Below are 17,029 nucleotides of genomic sequence, written 5' to 3'. Positions count from 1 at the left end.
ACTCAGGCTGAGCGGCGCGTGAGCAGGAGCGCATACTGCGCCAGCTGCTCGCGGGCGGCATCGCTGATGCCGTGGGCGGCCAGAGCGTCGAGCCCCTGGTGGGCGGCAGTGAGCTGTGCGTCGATCTCGGCTTCGAACTTCTCCAGCGCCCCGCAGGACCCGATGAGATCCTTCATCTGCTGCAGCTCGTCGAGGCTGAGATCCGGCTGCCCGAGCCGGCGCATAAGCCAGTCGGCCTGATCGGCTGACGCATCGTCACCGTTGGACAGTGCCTGCAGAGTCAGTCCGATGAGGACGGTCTTCTTGCCCTGCCGCAGGTCATCACCGGCCGGCTTGCCGGTCACGTCTGGGTCGCCGAAGACGCCGAGTTCGTCATCGCGCAGCTGGAATGCCCGGCCCAGCGGCAGGCCGAAGTCCGAAAGCGCGCTCAGCAGCGCGGTGTCGGCACCGGCCAGGGCGGCGCCGAGCAGCAGCGGCTGCTCGACGGAGTACTTAGCTGACTTGTAGGTCAGCACTTCATCGGCGCGCGGCAACAGCTCATCACCGGCGACCGGTGCGGCCTGCAGGCGGATGTCGAGATACTGGCCGACCATGACATCGCGACGGAAGTCGTTGTGGCGGCGCACCGCCTCGGCGGTGGCCGAGGCCGCCAGCGCTGAGGCGCTGAAGAGCTCTTCGCTCAGGCTCAGGCACAGGTCCCCGGCGATGATCGCAGCGCCATCGCCGAACAGCACCGCGTCACCGGTCCAGTCACGGTCGCGGTGCATCGCCCGAAAGTACGTGTGCACGGCCGGCTGGCCGCGGCGCGTCTCGGAATCGTCGATGATGTCGTCGTGGATGAGAGCTGCGGCATGCAGCAGCTCGACCCCGGCAGCGGTGTGGGCGATGCCGGATTTCGCGGCGTCGGTGCCGCCAGCCAGCTCGTAGCCCCACCAGGTGATGAGTGCCCGGATCCGCTTGCCCTTGGCGCTGAACGCGCGGATCGGGTCGATGAGCTCATCGGTGACCGGTGAGATCTCGGCCATGCGCGCGGCGGTGGTCTGCAGGTGCTCGTCGATGACGGCGTCGACTGCGGCGATGACCTCGTCTGCGGGTGTGAGTGCGGTGACGGTGGTGGCGGCTGCGCTCATCGCAGCACGACCCCGCCGACGGTGACCTGTCGATTGTCGGTGTCATCGTCAGGTCCGGGCCCGACGGTCAGGGACAGGGTCTGGTCGTTCTTGGTGTCGTGGAAGGTCTGCGTGGTGACGTCGCCTTCCTTGGCGGCGTCGCCGACTGTCTCGAAGCCCTTGTCTTTGAGGGAGTCGGTGTAGAACTTGATGATCTCCTCTTCGGACTTCTCGCTCAGCTGGACGAGGGACACGCCGATCCGCTCGCTGTCAGCCTGCGGATTCTCGGCTTCAGCGCCGTCCTCACCTTCGGGTGCCTCAGTAGCCTCAGCCTCTTCGCCCTCAGCAGCCTGCTCGTCGGCAGGGCTGAGGGTGGAGGAGACGATCTCGGCTTCAGGCAGCGGCTCGATCGTGTCCGGGAAGCCGTCGATGAGCTCGCCGTATGCGGTCTGCTCGTCACCGTCTGCGGCTTCGGTCTCCTCATTCTCAGCGGCAGCGGTTTCCGTGGCTGTCTGCTCCTCGGACTCAGGGGTATCGTCTCCGGTGCAGCCGGAGAGGATGAGCGCGGCGGAGACTGCGAGGGCCGAAGTCGTCAGAGCAGTGCGTTGTATCATGCTTCCAGACTAGCGCCCAGGAGAGACATGAGTCGAAAGCAGCTCGCCCGCTCGGGCGGAGATCTCGCGGCGCTCGGCACCGACGACACCGGATGCACCATGTTGCACCTGGACATGGACGCCTTCTTCGTCTCCGTCGAACTGCTCACCCGGCCCGAGCTGCGCGGCACACCGGTCATCGTCGGCGGCCGCGCCGGCCGCGGTGTCTGCGTGTCAGCCAGCTACGAGGCCCGCGAGTACGGGATCCACGCCGCGATGCCGATGTCACGTGCGGTGCAGCTGTGCCCGCAGGCCACCGTCATCCCGCCCTCTCGTGGTGCCTACTCGCACTACTCACGGCAGGTCTTCGACATCATCGCCGAAGTGACCGACGAGTTCACCAAGGTCAGCGTTGACGAGGGATATGTCGACGTCACTTCCGCGCTGCGCCAGCTCGGCCGGCCAGCCGACATCGCCGCCGGCCTGCGCGCAGAGATCACCAAGCGCACCGGGCTGACCGCCTCGATCGGGGTAGCCGCGACGATGGTGGTCGCCAAACTCGCCTCCGCCCGGGCCAAGCCCGACGGGCTGCTCGTCGTCCCGGTCGCGCGCACCCAGCAGTTCCTAGCCCCGATGCCGATCGAAGCGCTGCCTGGGGTGGGAGCGAAGCTGCAGGAGACCCTGCGCAGGTACGGCATCACGACGATCGGCCAGCTGGCCGACGCCGATGCCGGCTGGGCGGCGCAGACTCTCGGGTCCTTCGGTGCGACGGTTCACGGTTTTGCCCGCGGTATCGACTCGCGCACCATTCACGACTCCGCCAAGGCGCACACGGTCAGCGCCGAACACACCTTCCCTGCCGACATCGCCGACCTGCCCAGCCTCGAGCGCGAACTGCTGCGGCTGGCCAACGGGGTGGCAGGGCGTCTGCGTCGCGAGGAGATCGTGACAGGAACGGTGGGCCTGAAGTTCCGGCTGCACGACTTCCGCACCTTCAGCCGGCAGGTCACACTCCCGGCGCCGACCGATGTCGCAGCTGAGATCCATGCCGCGCTGCTGCCGCTGCTCAGACGCCTCTATGCCGAGCACCGCGAACCGGTCCGCCTGCTGGGTCTGCGCGCAGCCGATGTCATCGATCGCGATGCTGCCGGACGACAGGCCACCCTCGATGAGCCAGACCGCTCTCCGCGCGATGCTGAAGTCGCCCTCGACGAGGTGCGCAGGAAGTTCGGCAACGCCGTCATCGGGCAGGCGTCCTTGCTGGAACCGCGGCGCGGAGAGACGACCGACGGGCAGTGATCTCCCATCCATCGGCGTCTGGGCTGTGAACCTGGTCAGAGTATGCTCGCCAGGTCAATTCCGAGATGCCGAAACAGGGTCGAAAGGACTATCATTGAGGTACGACTTTTCGAGCGCGCAGGTGAAGGGGGCTACCATGCCACTCTCAGAACATGAACAGCAGCTACTGGACCAGCTTGAGCAGCAGCTGCGCAGTGAGGACCCCCGCTTTGCCCAGAACATCTCGCAGCCGCGTCCGTCCGGCGGGGGATCGGTTTCAGCCAAGCGGTTCGTCATCGGCGTGCTCGGCCTGCTGGCGGGCATCGCCATCACGATTGCCTCCATCTACTTCTTCGGCATGCCGTTCGGCGCTGTCGGCGGTGTCATCGGATTCGCGGTGATGGTCGCCGGTGGTTACTGGGCTGTCAACGGCGGGTCCGGCAGCGCACCCGAGGGCAACGTCCAGAACGCCACGACCGCCAAGGCCTCAGCCGGCAGCGCTGCAGGATCCAGCAGCTTCATGGATCGTCTCGAAGACCGCTGGGAGAAGCGCCGCCGCGGAGAATGATCCGCCTGCCCCATATCACCTGACAACAGATCCCGCTCGGCACCACCGGCGGGATCTTCTCTTTGCCTCAACCCCCAGGCCGATGCGCGCCGCAGAAGCTTCCGTCAGGAGTTCCTGCCGAGGACATCCGCGGCTAATGAGCGGATTTCGCAGGCGGTATCAGAGCATAAGCCGGTGCCGGAATGAGCACCAGCCGGATCCTGCGCTCTGCAGGACCCGGCTGGACGCCGTGCCCATGGTGCAGGCGATGCCTGCGGACAGTGGCTAGCGGCGGTGGAACACGCTGGCTGGCCACAGGCGGGCAAGCAGCGAGGTGCTGCGCGGGGCCACGCGATCGTAGTGCGCGCGAACCGACTCGACGGCCTCATCGATACCGGCCTTGTCGATGTGCGGCGCCGCATGCTTGAGGTCGCTGCGCGAGCGGTCGAGATAGCGCGCCTGGTCGACAGCCTCTCCGAGATCCTCGAACACAGCCGGCAGGTAGTCGGCATCGCCGTCGGCCGACTGCTCGGCAACTGCATTGCGCAGCTCGTTGAGGTGCTCGCGCACCGGCAGCGAAGAGGCCGGCGCCAACTTGTAGTCGACGCCGAGGGCATGGATCTCCTCCCACACCGACTCGGGGTCAAGCGGCTCAACCAGACGCTTGCGGCGCTGCAGGATGCGCACCAGCGCCGGCAGTACGGCCAGCAGGAGGACGGCCAGGATCGCCAGCGGGATCCACCACAGGGACATACCCTGGGAATCGGCGTGGGATCCAGCGGTCTCGTCCTCGGCTGCCGGAGTGGTCTCTGCAGCTGTCGGCTCCTCGGTGTCCTCTTCTGTGGCCTTCTCGGTCGGCTCTTCCGTCGGCTCGTCCTCAGCACCTGCGCTGCCGTCGGTCTGCGACCAGGGCGGGGGAGTGCCGGCCGGGCCGCCGGGGGTGGGCTCGAAGCGCACCCAGCCGATGCCGTCGAAGTACAGCTCGGGCCAGGCGTGCGCATCCGACATCGCCACCTCATAGGCGTTCTCCCCGGTCTCCTCACCGGGAGCGAACCCGACGGCGATGCGGGCAGGGATGCCGAGCGAGCGTGCCATCGCCGTCATCGCCCCGGAGAACTGCACACAGTAGCCGGCCTTCTCCGACAGGAAGTCAGCGATCGCATCGCTGGAGGCCTCCTCAGGTGCGTCGAGGGAGTACTCGAACTGATCCGAACGGAAGTACTCCTGCAGCATGACGGCCTGCTCCCACTGATTGCGGGCACCGGCGGTGACTTCGTCAGCGGTGTCGCCGACGACGGCGGGCATATCATCGGGCAGCGCGAGGGTGTCAGCGAACTGGCCTGCCGAGACCGGCTGGGAGGATTCGAGCTCCTCAGCCGTCGGCTCGACCGAGGTGTAGGTGACGCTGTACTCCTGATCGGCGGCGATCTCTCCGTTTCCGACGATCGTGAGCGTGTCCTTGTTGAAGATCCAGCGCCGGGACACCCCGTCGATCTGCGACGGCGCATACGGCGCAGGCAGATAGGACTGGTCGAAGCCGCCGACGTTGACATTCATCGTCTGCTCAGTCGTCGTCGTATCCGTGCTGACACCCTGCGGGTTCGGCAGCCCGTCCACCGCGATGGCGAAGGGGTCGATGTCGAACTCGGCTGGCTTCCATGTCTGCCCGTCGAACTCCGAGACCGAGGTCAGCCGGATCGGCGGCTGCAGCGGGTCGCTGCTGGAATAGGCGAAGACCGGTTTGTCGCTCTGATCGGCGAGGTTGCTGCGCAGATCGAGAAACGGGTTGACGACGGTGATGTCGGCCTGCTGCGACTGCCGGGGCGGGCGCACCGAAACATCGGGCAGTAGCACCGGGATGCCGACGCCGAGCAGCAGCGCCAGACCGCCGGCAAGCAACGGGGGCAGCGGGCCGAACGACTCCGCCTGCTCGAAGTACGGGGCGAGCATGAGCACGATGAACGCAGCACCGACGGCAGCGAAGTGCCACCACCGCAGCTCATTGGGTGCCAGGAACACCGGGATGCAGTAGACGAGCAGCAGCAGCACACCGGCGACCTTGGGCACATGCAGATCGGAGACGAGCCCGTCGATGAGCATGGTGATGAGCCCGAAGCCGACGATGAGGATCGTCGTGAAGCCAGGAGTCGAATCGGCAGGCGCGATGACCTTGTACATGTCGTCGATGCCGCTGCCGAGCTGAGCGAACAGCTCGAGCATCGACCCCGGCGTCGGCAGGATCCCGAACGCCAGAGTGTGCGGCACACACAGGATGAGCACGGTGATGAGGCCGATGACCAGCTGCAGCAGCACCGTCAGGCCAGAAGCCTGGATGCGGGAGCTCATGCGCAGCAGCGCACCGGAGAGTGCGACGACGAGCACGATGATGAGCACCGGCGGCAACCAGTTGAAGTCGATGAACACACTCGACATCGCCACCGCCAGCAGGGACATCGAGGCGATGACGGCCAGAGTGCCGATCCACTGACGCGAGTTCACCTGCGCCTCCTTCCCAGTCGTTTCCATTCCTGCGGGATCGCATGCCCGGTGGCGAACACACCGTCGACACCGCCGGCGTCGAGGTCGAGGTCGGCGGCGATGAGCCGGCGGCTGCGGGTGCCCCGCGGCAGGGCCGACTCCAGTGCGCTCGCCCGCTGTGGGGTCATCGCGCACACCGCGACATCGGCAGCACCGGAGGCCCCGCGCAGGGTGCCCGGAAGTTCGGTGCCGCCGGTCTCGTAGCTGGCCAGGGCCAGGCGCAGGCGCTCGGCCCCGCGGGTCTCGCGCACCGGATGCAGCGTGCCGTCGATGCAGCACAGCACCTCGTAGCCGGCGGAGAAGTACACCGAGGCCAGCGACTGGACGGCTGAGATGAGCACCTCGGCGGCCGGATCGGGATGCTCCCCGGCACCGGCGGTGTCGAGCAGGATGACCGCGAACGGATGTTCCTCTTCGGCTTCGTGGCGGACCATGAGCTCGTCATGGCGGGCAGTCGACGTCCAGTGGATATGGCGCAGGTCGTCACCGGGGACGTACTCGCGGGTGTCGAAGTCCCGGCTCGTGCCCCCGCGCAGTGCGCGGGAGGTGTCGGCCATCGGCTGGGCGAGCCCGGCCTTGGGCGGCCTGGGCATCTGCTCCAGGCGCGGGGCGACGGCGATGTCGTAACCGCGCAGCAGCGTGTGCGAGACCGCCGAGAGCCCGAAGGGGCCCTCAAAGGACACGGCAACCCCGTCGACGCCGCTGACCCCGCGCTGGGTGGGGGTGCATTCGGCCTCGACGGTCACTGAGGACGAGGCGCCGATGCCCGGCACCCGGACGCCCTGGTCCTCACCGAGACCCGGCCGGAAGGCCAGGTCGACGCCGAAGGGGCCGATCGGCAGCGGGGTCCGGTTGCGCAGGGCCGCGCGCAGCAGCAGCGGGCGGCCCACCTCGGCGACGGGGGTGCCGTCGACGCTGCGGACAGCCGCTGAGAGTGTGACCTCCATCCGGCGGCTCGTGATGATCGCCAGCAGCAGGCTGAGGGCGACGAGCCCGATGAGCAGGATCCCGGCCGGCAGCATGCCCGGCAGTGAGAACCGGTACGCGGAGATGATGAGCGCGATGCCGGCGATGAGGAAGACGAACCCCGAGGTGGTGAGCCTCATGAGCGCACGGGCGTGCGGCTCAGCGTCGCCCGGATGATCTCCGCTGCGTGGTCGTGGTCCTCCCCTTCATGGGTGATGATCCGGTGGGCGAGCACGTCCACGGCCAGCGCCTGGACATCGGCCGGGGTGGCGTAGCCGCGGCCGTGCAGCACTGCATGGGCCTTCGCTGCGCGCAGCAGCTGCACGCCGCCGCGCGGGGAGGAGCCCAGTGCCACGGCCGGGTCGTTGCGGGTGGCTTCGAGCAGGGCGACGACGTAGGCGCGCAGCTCGTGGGTCGCGCCGATGTGGCGGACGATCTCGCGGGCCTGCATGATCTCATCGAGCGAGGTCACCGCCGGCAGCTTGGCCAGCGGGTCGTGGTCGACGTGGTGGTCGAGCAGCTCGATCTCCGAGGCCTGATCGGGGTAGCCGATCGACACACGGGCGGTGAAGCGGTCGCGCTGGGCTTCGGGCAGCGAATAGGTGCCCTCCATGTCGATGGGGTTCTGGGTGGCCACGACCATGAACGGCGCCGGCAGGGGATAGGTGGTGCCGTCGATGCTGGCCTGGGATTCGGCCATGCACTCCAGCATCGCCGACTGGGTCTTGGGCGAGGCGCGGTTGATCTCATCGGCGATGACGATGTTGGCGAACACCGGGCCGGGCCGGAACTCGAAGTGGCGGGACTCCTGGTTGAACAGGTTGACGCCGATGACATCGCTGGGCAGCAGGTCCGGGGTGAACTGGATGCGCTTGACCGAACCGTCGACGACCCGGCCGAGCGACTTGGCCAGCAGCGTCTTGCCGACACCGGGCACATCCTCAAGCAGCAGGTGGCCGCCGGCCAGCAGCGTGATGAGCGCGATCTGCACGACCCGGTCCTTGCCGTCGAGCACTGAGTTCATCGCCTGGCGGGCGTTCTCGGCGATCCGCTGGACATGCTGGATGCGCGGATCAACGCCCTGCTGGCCTGCCGGGGCCGCCGGCTGGCTGCTGATGAACGGAGCCTGGGCTCCGCTCGGCTGCGACCCGACCGCCGATGAACCGTGGGCGGGCTGCTGCGACTGTGGGACGGGATAGCCGGACTCGCGGGCCTGGCGGCGCGAAAGCGGCTGCTGCGGATCGCTCGGAATGCTCATAGGCTCCATTGTCCCCGACGAGGCGGTTCGACTCCACCTCACCCGCCTCTTCCAGCCCTCACCCCACTTCCCACCACCGGCCACCCCACATCCCTCCACACAGGCCCCAGAACCCGCCAAATCAGGCCCGCGACCGCCTCGGCGACGGCCGCAAGCGCCCTGCAGCCCGCCCAGCCACCGCCTTGGGCACGGGTTCTCTGCCCAAAAACCCCACTTTCCACCACCTATCTGACCAGCGAAAACAGCGAGAAATCCGCCACACATAAGCAAATGTATAGAAAAGGTGGGGAGAAGTGGAGTACAGTGGTTGCTATCGGAACCGGATGGTTTCGAAAGGGGTGAGCGACATGTTCTTGGGGACGCATCTCCTGCGCCTTGATGACAAAGGTCGGCTCATCCTGCCTGCGAAGTTTCGCAACGAGCTTGAGAACGGTCTCGTTCTCACCCGCGGCCAGGAGCGCTGCCTCACCCTGTTCTCCACGCGGGAGTTCGAGACCGTCCACGAGCAGATGCGATCGGCGCCGATGACGAGCAAGGAAGCGCGGGACTACCTGCGCGTCTTCCTCTCCGGAGCCTCCGCAGAACAACCGGATAAGCAGGGGCGCATCACCGTTCCGCAGATCCTGCGCCGCTACGCCGGCCTGGATCGCGACGTCGCAGTCATCGGCATGGGCAACCGTGCAGAGATCTGGGATGCACCGACATGGGAGACCTACCTGGCAGAGACCGAGCAGGGCTTCGCCGATCGGTCCGACGAGGTGATTCCCGGTGTGATCTAGTCGCTGGGCTGAGATCCTCGCCCGCCTGGTGGTTTTGGGATACTTCCCCGGTTCCAAAGCCCTCCGGTCCTGACGCACTTCCCCGGTGGCAGGGCACAGGCGGACGAGGTTCTGGTCCCAGCGGCACCGCGCACCACCGCGACCAGCACCATCACCGCTCGACGATGCAGAGGAGGAGACATGGCACAGGCACCGCACACCCCCGTCCTGCTTGAGCGCTGCGTCCAGCTCCTCGGCCATGGGGTCGCCGCCGCCGAGGCGGAGGGCATCACCCCGGTCATCGTCGACGCGACGCTCGGGGCAGGTGGGCACAGCGAGGGCATCCTCGACGCCTTCCCGCAGGCCGCGCTCATCGGCATCGACCGCGACCCGCATGCCCTTGAGATCGCAGGCGCGCGGCTGGCCGGCTACGGAGAGCGCTTCGAAGCCTTCCACGCCACCGACGATGAGATGGCAGCGGTCATCGCCCGCGCCGGGCACAGCGCCGTCAGCGGAGTGCTGTTCGACCTCGGGGTCTCCTCGATGCACCTCGATGAGGACGCCCGCGGCTTCAGCTACGCCCGCTCAGCTCCGCTGGACATGCGGATGGATCCCGGTGATGAGCTCACCGCCGCGCAGGTGCTCAACACCTACCCGGAGGCCGAGCTGGCCCGCATCCTGCGCGACTACGGCGAGGAGCGCTACGCCCGCAAGATCGCCCGCGTCATCGTGGCCGACCGGGACGAGACGCCCTGGGAGACCTCCGACCAGCTTGTGGCGATGCTCCAGCGCGTCATCCCGCAGCCAGCCGGGCAGCGCAACCGCTCGCATCCGGCCAAGCGCACGTTCCAGGCGCTGCGCATCGAGGTCAACGCCGAACTCGACATCCTCCGCTCAGCCCTGACCCAGGCGCTCGACGCTGTGCATGTCGGCGGGGTCGTCGTTGTCGAGTCCTACCAGTCCCTGGAGGACACGATCGTCAAGCGCGCCTTCCGGGCAGGACTCGAAAGCCAGGCACCAGCCGACCTGCCGGTCATCCCACCGGACCTGCAGCCTTGGCTGACCGCACTGACCCGCGGGGCCGAGAAGGCTGCGGCCGAGGAGATCGAGAGCAACCCGCGAGCCGCCTCCGTGCGCCTGCGGGCCGTGCAGAAGACCCGCCGCACGGACCGCACGAAGACAACGGACCGCACGAAGACAGCAGCATCGCAGATGAAAGGTGACCGTTCCTCATGAGCCCCGTCGCCCGCGCCGTCACGACCTCCGCCGCCCCGTCCCGTACGGCCCGCTCACGCACCGCGCCGCTGACCCGCAGCGAGGCATCCCGCCTCAAGCTCATCGTCCCGGGCCTGGCCAAGCGCCGCACACCGGCCGGCCTCATGTTCGTCGGTCTGCTGCTCATGGGGCTCGTCGCCGTGCTGCTGCTCAACATCTTCATCTCCCACAGCTCCTTCCAGGTCGAGAAGCTCACCGCCGAGCAGCGTCAGCTGCACAGCGAACGCGACCGGCTCACCGAGGACATCTCCTACCGCGAAAGCCCGCAGTCGATCACTAAAGCGGCCGAGGAGATGGGCATGCACCAGCCGACGCACGTGAAGTATCTGCGCCTGTCCGACGGGTCCGTCATCGACCCCGGCGAGGTGCCGGCTCTCAGCGAAGGCTCAGCAGAAAAGGTGCCGGGCCCGCGTGCCGATACCCGTGAAGCCGTCCGCCCGAACCTACGATCAGATGAGAAGCTCCCGGCCGTCGGCGACTCCGGCGCAGAGGAGCTCAGCCCGCCGCAGCTCACCGTCCCGCGCTGACACCGGAACCGGTGCTCGGGGGCCGCAGACCACACAGGCCGAACAGCAGACAGCCGGACAGCAAGGGGGAGCAGACGTCATGGGCAAGCCGCAGAAGCGGAAGACCGCCGCACGCACCGGCGCTTCCCCGCGGCAACGACCCGCCAGCCGGTCAGCGAAGCGACCAGCCCGCACCGGCAGCGGTGGCGCGCGGGCAGCTGGCAGCACTCGCGCCTCCGGCAGCACCTCTCGGTCCCCGCGCAGCACGACAGCCACCGCCCAGAAGAAGCCTGTTCGCCGCGCCACCGGACCCAAGCGCACACCGGTGACAGCGAAGCCGAAAACCCGTACGCCCAAACCGGCCCGGGTGGCCGACCCGCAGAAGCGGATGAAGTTCCTCGCCATCTGCGCCGTGCTTCTCATCATCGCGATCACCGGCAAGCTGTTCTACATCCAGGGGATGGACACCCGCCGGCTGGCTGAGCGGGCACTCGACTCCCGGCTCGTGACCCTGTCCCTGCCGGCCTCCCGCGGCGTCATCCTCGCCGCCGACGGCACCGTGCTGGCCGACAACGCGATGCGCTACCGGCTGGTCGCCGACCAGCAGAACGTCGGCAAGTACAAGAACAAGGACGGCGTCATCATCGGTGCCTGGGGTGCCGCCGAACAGCTGGCAGAAGACCTCGACACCGATCCCGGCCTGCTGTATCCGATGCTGCACGGCGACCGGCAGTGGTCCGTCGTCGCCGATGGCATCACCGCCGAGGTGTGGCAGGCGATCAAGGCCCGCGACATCCCCGGCATCACCGCCGACGAGTACGCCATCCGCTCATATCCAGCCGGTGCGGTCGGCGGCAACCTGCTCGGCTTCGTCGGCTCCGACGGGCAGGCACTGGCCGGCCTCGAACTCCAGCATGACGGCACCCTGCGCGGCCGCGACGGCGAACAGCAGTACGAGCGCGGCCTGTCCGGCGACATCATCCCGCTCGGCGACTCGAACATCACCCCAGCCCAGAACGGCCAGGGCCTGCAGCTGAGCCTCGACTCCGATGTGCAGTACTACGCCCAGCAGGCGATCGCCGACCAGGTCAAGAAGCACGAAGCCGAATGGGGCACCGTGACGATCTTCGAAGTCGGCACCGGACGGATCATCGCCGCCGCCGAAGCCCCGAGCGTCGACCCGAACAACCCCGGCAAGGCTGATGCCGAAGACCGCGGATCACGGATCTTCTCCGGCTCCTTCGAACCCGGCTCGACTGCCAAGATGGTCACCGCCGCAGCGCTGCTCGACACCGGCAAAGCCACCCCGACCGACAAGTTCGTCGTGCCCGAAAAGTGGAAGGCACCCAACGGCGAGGAGTTCCGCGACTCCAGCAGCCACCCGGACCAGAAGCTCACCGTCGCCGGGATCTTAGAAGAGTCTTCGAACACCGGCACGATCCTCTCCGGCGACAAGCTCTCCCTTGAGGAGCGCTACGAGTATCTGACGAAGTTCGGCTTCGGCCAGCCCAGCGGCATCGACTTCCCCGGCACCACCCGCGGCCTGCTCTACCCGCCGGATGAATGGGACGGCCGCACCAAGTACACCGTCATGTTCGGCCAGGGCGTGGCAGCCACCTCACTGCAGACGACCGCGGCGATGGCCACCATCGCCAACGGCGGGAAGAAGGTCGCCCCGCAGCTCGTGACCGGCACCGTCGACGATTCCGGCCGCGTGACCGATATCGCACCAGCCGATCCCGAACAGGTCATCAGCGAAAAAGCGGCAGGCGAACTCATGCGCATGCTCGAAGGCGTCGTCGCCGAGGGCACCGGCCAGTCCGCGCAGATCCCCGGCTACCGGGTGGCAGGCAAGACCGGCACTGCGCAGGCGCCGAATGAGAACGGACCCGGCTATGACGGCTACACTGCTTCCTTTGTCGGTGCGGCACCGGCCGAGGACCCGAAGATCGCTGTGTCAGTGACCCTGCAGCGGCCCCGCAAGGGCTACTACGGCGGCACCGCAGCGGCCCCGGTGTTCTCCGACGTCGCAGGATTCACCCTGCGTCATATGGGTGTGCCACCATCGACCGAGGAACCCGATCTCTACCCAGGGGAATGGAAGTAATGCGGATCACCGAACTGCAGCTGCCGGACGACGTCGCGGTCACCGGCCCGGCCGACACCGAGGTGCACGGCGTCAGCCACGACTCGCGGCAGACCCAGCCCGGCTGGCTGTACGCGGCCCTGCCCGGCGCCAACGTCCACGGCGCCCAGTTCGCCCCATCCCTCATCACCGCAGGCGTCCGCGCAATCCTCACCGACCCCGCCGGCAAACAGATGATCGAAACCGCCCTCGCCGCCGACTCGGCAGCCCCGGCCCTCGATGAGCTGTGCCTGCTCATCACCGAGAGCCCGCGCGCACGCCTGGGCAGCATAGCCGCCCAGATCTACGGCACCGACCCGGATGTTCCACAGCTGCTGGGCATCACCGGCACCAACGGCAAGACCACGACGAGCTACATCCTCGACGGCCTGCTCACCGCCCTGGGACGGACCACCGGGCTCATCGGCACCGTCGCCACGACAATCGCCGGGCAGACGCAGCCAGCCGTGCGCACCACACCTGAGGCCCCTGAGCTGCACGCCCTGTTCGCCCGCATGCGCTCAGCCGGCGTCGACACGTGTGCGATGGAGGTCTCCTCCCACGCCCTGGCCCAGCACCGCGTCGACGGCGCGCACTTCCCTGTTGCCGGGTTCACCAACCTCAGCCAGGACCACCTCGACTTCCACGCCAGCATGGAGGAGTACTTCCAGGCCAAGGCCACCCTGTTCACCCCGGCGTTCTCCGACCGCGGGGTCATCATGCTCGCCGATGACTACAGCCGCCGCCTGGCGGCCATCGCCGAGGTGCCGGTCGCCACGATCTCCCGCGAGACCGCCGAGAACCCCACCTACCTCATCGCCGACGAGTCCGGCCCGCACTTCACCCTGCACACACCAGCCGGAACACTTCCCGCCCGCGCCCCGCTGCCGGGCAGCTTCAACGTCGCCAACACCGCCCTGGCCCTGGCCCTGCTGCTCGAATCCGGCACCGACCTCGACGCGCTGGCAGCCGTCGCCGGCTCCTTCGAGGTCACCGTGCCCGGACGCATGGAACAGGTCAACGGCGCAGCCCCGCTGGCCGTCGTCGACTACTCTCACACCCCTGACGCCATCACCCAGGTGCTCGGCGGCCTGGCCGAATCCGGCCGCCCGCTCGTCATCGTCTGCGGCGCCGGCGGCGACCGCGACCCCTCCAAGCGCGCCGATATGGGTGCTGCCGCTGCCCGCGGTGCCGACGTCGTCATCGTCACCGACGACAACCCCCGCGCCGAAGACCCCGCCGCCATCCGCGCTGCGGTGCGCTCCGGTGCCGAGGCGGCCCGCGCCTCGGGAACGGCCCGCGCCACCCGCATCGAGGAGATCCCCGCCCGGTCTGAGGCGATCATCGCCGGCGTCGCAGCAGCAGGGGAGACCGGCACCCTTCTCGTGGCCGGCAAGGGGCACGAGACCGGCCAGGAGATCGCCGGGGTCGTCCACCCCTTCGATGACCGAGAACACACTCGCCGGGCCTGCGCTTCACGGCCTTCGGGCGTTGCAGCAGGTAGAGTTCAGGATTGATATGAAGAGTTTTTCTGCAGGAGAAGTTGCCGCTGCCCTCAAGGGCAGCCTGTACGGCGTATCTGAAGACACGATGCTCACCGGCGGGGTCGTCACCGACTCCCGCGAGGTCAGCCCCGGGGACATCTACGTCGCTCGGCGTGGTGAGCAGACCGACGGGATCACCTTCGCCCCGGCCGCCGTCGAAGCCGGAGCCGCCCTCGTCATCGCAGAGGCGGTGCCCGCTGTCGACGGCGAGCACCTGCCGACACTGCACGTCTCCGACGCCACTGCAGCCCTCGGCCAGCTCGCCTCCCTCAACGTCGCCGCGCTGCGCGAATCCGGCGAGCTCACCGTCATCGCGATCACCGGCTCGGCCGGCAAGACCACCGTCAAGGACCTGACGTCTGACCTGCTGCTCTCGGTCGGGGAGACTGTGTGGCCGCCGAACTCCTACAACAACGAAGTCGGTGTGCCGCTGACGGCCCTGCGGGCCGACGAGTCGACGCGCTTCCTCGTCCTCGAGATGGGTGCGCGCACGATCGGCAACCTCGCCTACCTCACCTCCCTCATCCGCCCCGACATCGCCGTCGAACTCAACGTCGGCAGCGCCCACTCCGGTGTGTTCGGCTCAGTCGAGAATACTGCACGGGCGAAGTCCGAGCTCGTCGAATCGCTCACCAGCGGCGGCTGGGCGGTCCTCAACGCCGATGACGCCAGGGTGCGTGCGATGCACGATGTGCTCGCCCCCGGTGTCAACACGCTGTGGTTCTCCTCGAACCCCGGTTCCGAGGGTGAACCGGTTGTGCGCGCCGGCGACATCGAATCCCACGCCTCGGGCCGGACGTCGTTCCAGCTGCAGCTGCCCGATGAGGAGCCCCAGCCGGTCGAACTCGCCCTGCTCGGTGAGCACCACGTCGACAATGCCCTCGCCGCAGCCGCCGTCGCCCACCTGTGCGGCGTCGAATCACGCACCATCGCCACCACCCTGGGCACCTCGGGCGCTGCCAGCCGGTGGCGGATGGAGCTCATCGACTCGCCCAGCGGTGTGACCGTGCTCAACGACGCCTACAACGCCAACCCCGACTCGATGGCCGCAGCCCTCAAGACGCTGGCCGCGATGGGCCGCGGCGATGAGGAAACCCCGCCGCGGCGGACCGTCGCCGTGCTCGGTGAGATGCTCGAGCTCGGTGAGGACTCCGTCACCGCCCACGACACCGTCGGCCGGCAGGCCGTCCGCCTCAACATCAACCGCACGATCGCCGTCGGCGAAGGCGCCCGCCCGATCTACCAGGCAGCCCACCTCGAAGGCTCCTGGGGCAACGAGGCCGCCTGGGTGGCCACCGTCGCTGAGGCCCGCGATCTGCTCAACGCCGAGCTGCAGCCTGGTGACATCGTGCTGTTCAAGTCCTCACGCGATGCCGGACTGCGCTACCTCGGTGACGAGATCGCTGGAATCTCGGGGGCCCAATGATCGCAGTTGTGCTCGCCGCGTGCCTGAGCCTGCTGTTCACGCTCGTTGGCACCCCGGTCTACATCCGCCAGCTCGTCCGCCGCGGCTACGGCCAGTTCATCCGCGATGACGGGCCTGAATCGCATGCCACCAAGCGCGGCACCCCGACGATGGGCGGTGTCGTCATCGTCTCGGCGACGATCGCCTCCTATCTCATCGCCCACCTCGTCACCGGCTCCTGGCCGACGGTCTCCGGGCTGCTCGTGCTGTGGCTGGCCGCAGGCCTCGGCGCGATCGGCTTCCTCGACGACTACATCAAGGTCTCCAAGCAGCGGTCCCTGGGCCTGCGCCCGCGCGGCAAGATCATCGGGCAGGGCTTCGTCGGCATCACGTTCGCGATTCTGGCGCTCAACTTCCCCAACCGCTACGGCGTGACTCCGGCATCCTCGGCGATTTCCTTCATCCGCGACACCAACATCGACCTCGCGTTCGCCGGCGTCATCTTCGGCACCGTGCTCTTCATCGTGTGGGCCAACCTCATCATCACCGCTGTGTCGAACGCCGTGAACCTCACCGACGGCCTCGACGGCCTGGCCGCCGGCGCCTCAGCAGTCGTGTTCCTCGGCTACGTCATGATCAACACGTGGCAGTCGACGCAGAACTGCTCGCTCATGTCCGAGGCCCGCGCCGGCTGCTACGAGGTCCGCGACCCCCGCGACCTCACGATCGTCGCCGCCGCCCTGGCAGCAGCCTGCATCGGATTCCTGTGGTGGAACACCTCGCCGGCGAAGATCTTCATGGGCGACACCGGCTCGCTGGCGATCGGCGGGGCGATCGGCGGCCTGGCGATCATGTCGCGCACCGAACTGCTGCTCGTCGTCATGGGCGGCTTGTTCGTCATCATCACCCTCAGCGTCATCATCCAGGTCGCCTCCTACAAGCTCACCGGCAAACGCGTCTTCCGCATGGCACCGCTGCAGCACCACTTCGAACTCAAGGGGTGGGGCGAGGTCACGATCGTCGTGCGCTTCTGGATCATCGCCGTGCTCTTCGTCGTCGGCGCGATCGCGCTCTTCTACGCCGAATGGGTGTCCAACCTTGCCCGCTGACAGCAACGGCACTCCAGA

14 protein-coding genes are annotated in these 17,029 nt (G+C 67.9%); 9 read left to right on the top strand and 5 right to left on the bottom strand.

Features of this window, described 5'->3' with window-relative positions:
• Positions 1 to 2 precede the first annotated feature (2 nt).
• Together B4E96_RS03515 and B4E96_RS03510 are read right to left on the bottom strand one after the other, a co-directional pair.
• Positions 3 to 1,130 (bottom strand): polyprenyl synthetase family protein, encoded by a 1,128-nt coding sequence (locus tag B4E96_RS03515; RefSeq protein WP_286956393.1) that lies wholly within the window; start codon positions 1,128 to 1,130, stop codon positions 3 to 5.
• The gene (locus B4E96_RS03510; RefSeq protein WP_102160570.1) at positions 1,127 to 1,723 is read right to left on the bottom strand and encodes a hypothetical protein; all 597 of its coding nucleotides are present in this window, start codon (positions 1,721 to 1,723) and stop codon (positions 1,127 to 1,129) included. The genes B4E96_RS03515 and B4E96_RS03510 overlap by 4 nt, the downstream gene beginning before the upstream one ends.
• Positions 1,724 to 1,750: 27 nt before the next feature.
• Between B4E96_RS03510 and dinB the strand changes: the two genes are divergently transcribed.
• The gene (gene dinB / locus B4E96_RS03505; RefSeq protein WP_286956392.1) at positions 1,751 to 3,001 is read left to right on the top strand and encodes a DNA polymerase IV; all 1,251 of its coding nucleotides are present in this window, start codon (positions 1,751 to 1,753) and stop codon (positions 2,999 to 3,001) included.
• Between the two features lie 136 nt (positions 3,002 to 3,137).
• Positions 3,138 to 3,548: a DUF3040 domain-containing protein gene (locus B4E96_RS03500; RefSeq protein WP_259795306.1), complete on the top strand. Its 411-nt coding sequence runs from the start codon at positions 3,138 to 3,140 to the stop codon at positions 3,546 to 3,548.
• Between the two features lie 264 nt (positions 3,549 to 3,812).
• Here B4E96_RS03500 and B4E96_RS03495 read toward each other — a convergent pair whose 3' ends face one another.
• The 3 genes from B4E96_RS03495 to B4E96_RS03485 are packed head-to-tail and all read right to left on the bottom strand — an operon-like array spanning position 3,813 to position 8,289.
• Positions 3,813 to 6,026 carry a DUF3488 and transglutaminase-like domain-containing protein gene (locus B4E96_RS03495; RefSeq protein ID WP_286956390.1) on the bottom strand — a complete coding sequence of 738 codons (2,214 nt, stop codon included), beginning with the start codon at positions 6,024 to 6,026 and terminating at the stop codon, positions 3,813 to 3,815.
• Positions 6,023 to 7,171, bottom strand: coding sequence for a DUF58 domain-containing protein (locus B4E96_RS03490; RefSeq protein ID WP_102160564.1), 1,149 nt, complete (start codon positions 7,169 to 7,171; stop codon positions 6,023 to 6,025). Before B4E96_RS03490 ends, B4E96_RS03495 begins: the two co-directional genes overlap by 4 nt.
• Positions 7,168 to 8,289, bottom strand: coding sequence for an AAA family ATPase (locus B4E96_RS03485; protein ID WP_286956389.1), 1,122 nt, complete (start codon positions 8,287 to 8,289; stop codon positions 7,168 to 7,170). The genes B4E96_RS03490 and B4E96_RS03485 overlap by 4 nt, the downstream gene beginning before the upstream one ends.
• Positions 8,290 to 8,636: 347 nt before the next feature.
• On the opposite strand from B4E96_RS03485, the gene mraZ reads away from it, so the two are divergent.
• The 7 genes from mraZ (at position 8,637) to mraY (ending at position 17,011) form a co-directional block, all read left to right on the top strand.
• Complete coding sequence (gene mraZ, locus B4E96_RS03480) at positions 8,637 to 9,068, top strand: division/cell wall cluster transcriptional repressor MraZ (protein ID WP_102160769.1); 432 nt, start codon at positions 8,637 to 8,639, stop codon at positions 9,066 to 9,068.
• A 180-nt stretch (positions 9,069 to 9,248) separates the two neighbouring features.
• Positions 9,249 to 10,283, top strand: coding sequence for a 16S rRNA (cytosine(1402)-N(4))-methyltransferase RsmH (gene rsmH / locus B4E96_RS03475; protein ID WP_286956387.1), 1,035 nt, complete (start codon positions 9,249 to 9,251; stop codon positions 10,281 to 10,283).
• Positions 10,280 to 10,849: a cell division protein FtsL gene (locus tag B4E96_RS03470; RefSeq protein WP_225210598.1), complete on the top strand. Its 570-nt coding sequence runs from the start codon at positions 10,280 to 10,282 to the stop codon at positions 10,847 to 10,849. The genes rsmH and B4E96_RS03470 overlap by 4 nt, the downstream gene beginning before the upstream one ends.
• 79 nt (positions 10,850 to 10,928) lie before the next feature.
• The gene (locus B4E96_RS03465; protein ID WP_286956385.1) at positions 10,929 to 12,935 is read left to right on the top strand and encodes a peptidoglycan D,D-transpeptidase FtsI family protein; all 2,007 of its coding nucleotides are present in this window, start codon (positions 10,929 to 10,931) and stop codon (positions 12,933 to 12,935) included.
• Positions 12,935 to 14,470 (top strand): UDP-N-acetylmuramoyl-L-alanyl-D-glutamate--2,6-diaminopimelate ligase, encoded by a 1,536-nt coding sequence (locus B4E96_RS03460; RefSeq protein ID WP_286956384.1) that lies wholly within the window; start codon positions 12,935 to 12,937, stop codon positions 14,468 to 14,470. The genes B4E96_RS03465 and B4E96_RS03460 overlap by 1 nt, the downstream gene beginning before the upstream one ends.
• Before the next feature lies 1 nt (position 14,471).
• Entirely contained in the window at positions 14,472 to 15,923 is a 1,452-nt protein-coding gene (locus tag B4E96_RS03455; protein ID WP_259855718.1) for a UDP-N-acetylmuramoyl-tripeptide--D-alanyl-D-alanine ligase, read from the top strand.
• Positions 15,920 to 17,011, top strand: a complete 1,092-nt coding sequence (gene mraY / locus B4E96_RS03450; protein WP_102160556.1) for a phospho-N-acetylmuramoyl-pentapeptide-transferase — start codon at positions 15,920 to 15,922, stop codon at positions 17,009 to 17,011. The genes B4E96_RS03455 and mraY overlap by 4 nt, the downstream gene beginning before the upstream one ends.
• The last annotated feature ends 18 nt before the right edge of the window (positions 17,012 to 17,029 follow it).

The organism is Brevibacterium sp. UBA7493, assembly GCF_002479565.1.
Taxonomy (GTDB): Bacteria; Actinomycetota; Actinomycetes; order Actinomycetales; family Brevibacteriaceae; genus Brevibacterium; species Brevibacterium luteolum.
This window is presented reverse-complemented; position numbering and strand designations above follow the sequence as displayed.

Excerpts from the sequence above, each read along its gene's own strand:
- mraY (WP_102160556.1), top strand. The coding sequence starts at position 15,920 with ATGATCGCAGTTGTGCTCGCCGCGTGCCTGAGCCTGCTGTTCACGCTC.
- B4E96_RS03460 (WP_286956384.1), top strand. The coding sequence starts at position 12,935 with ATGCGGATCACCGAACTGCAGCTGCCGGACGACGTCGCGGTCACCGGC.
- mraZ (WP_102160769.1), top strand. The coding sequence starts at position 8,637 with ATGTTCTTGGGGACGCATCTCCTGCGCCTTGATGACAAAGGTCGGCTC.
- B4E96_RS03500 (WP_259795306.1), top strand. The coding sequence starts at position 3,138 with ATGCCACTCTCAGAACATGAACAGCAGCTACTGGACCAGCTTGAGCAG.
- B4E96_RS03490 (WP_102160564.1), bottom strand. The coding sequence starts at position 7,171 with ATGAGGCTCACCACCTCGGGGTTCGTCTTCCTCATCGCCGGCATCGCG.
- B4E96_RS03485 (WP_286956389.1), bottom strand. The coding sequence starts at position 8,289 with ATGAGCATTCCGAGCGATCCGCAGCAGCCGCTTTCGCGCCGCCAGGCC.
- B4E96_RS03465 (WP_286956385.1), top strand. The coding sequence starts at position 10,929 with ATGGGCAAGCCGCAGAAGCGGAAGACCGCCGCACGCACCGGCGCTTCC.
- B4E96_RS03470 (WP_225210598.1), top strand. The coding sequence starts at position 10,280 with ATGAGCCCCGTCGCCCGCGCCGTCACGACCTCCGCCGCCCCGTCCCGT.
- B4E96_RS03510 (WP_102160570.1), bottom strand. The coding sequence starts at position 1,723 with ATGATACAACGCACTGCTCTGACGACTTCGGCCCTCGCAGTCTCCGCC.
- B4E96_RS03515 (WP_286956393.1), bottom strand. The coding sequence starts at position 1,130 with ATGAGCGCAGCCGCCACCACCGTCACCGCACTCACACCCGCAGACGAG.
- B4E96_RS03455 (WP_259855718.1), top strand. The coding sequence starts at position 14,472 with ATGAAGAGTTTTTCTGCAGGAGAAGTTGCCGCTGCCCTCAAGGGCAGC.
- dinB (WP_286956392.1), top strand. The coding sequence starts at position 1,751 with ATGAGTCGAAAGCAGCTCGCCCGCTCGGGCGGAGATCTCGCGGCGCTC.
- rsmH (WP_286956387.1), top strand. The coding sequence starts at position 9,249 with ATGGCACAGGCACCGCACACCCCCGTCCTGCTTGAGCGCTGCGTCCAG.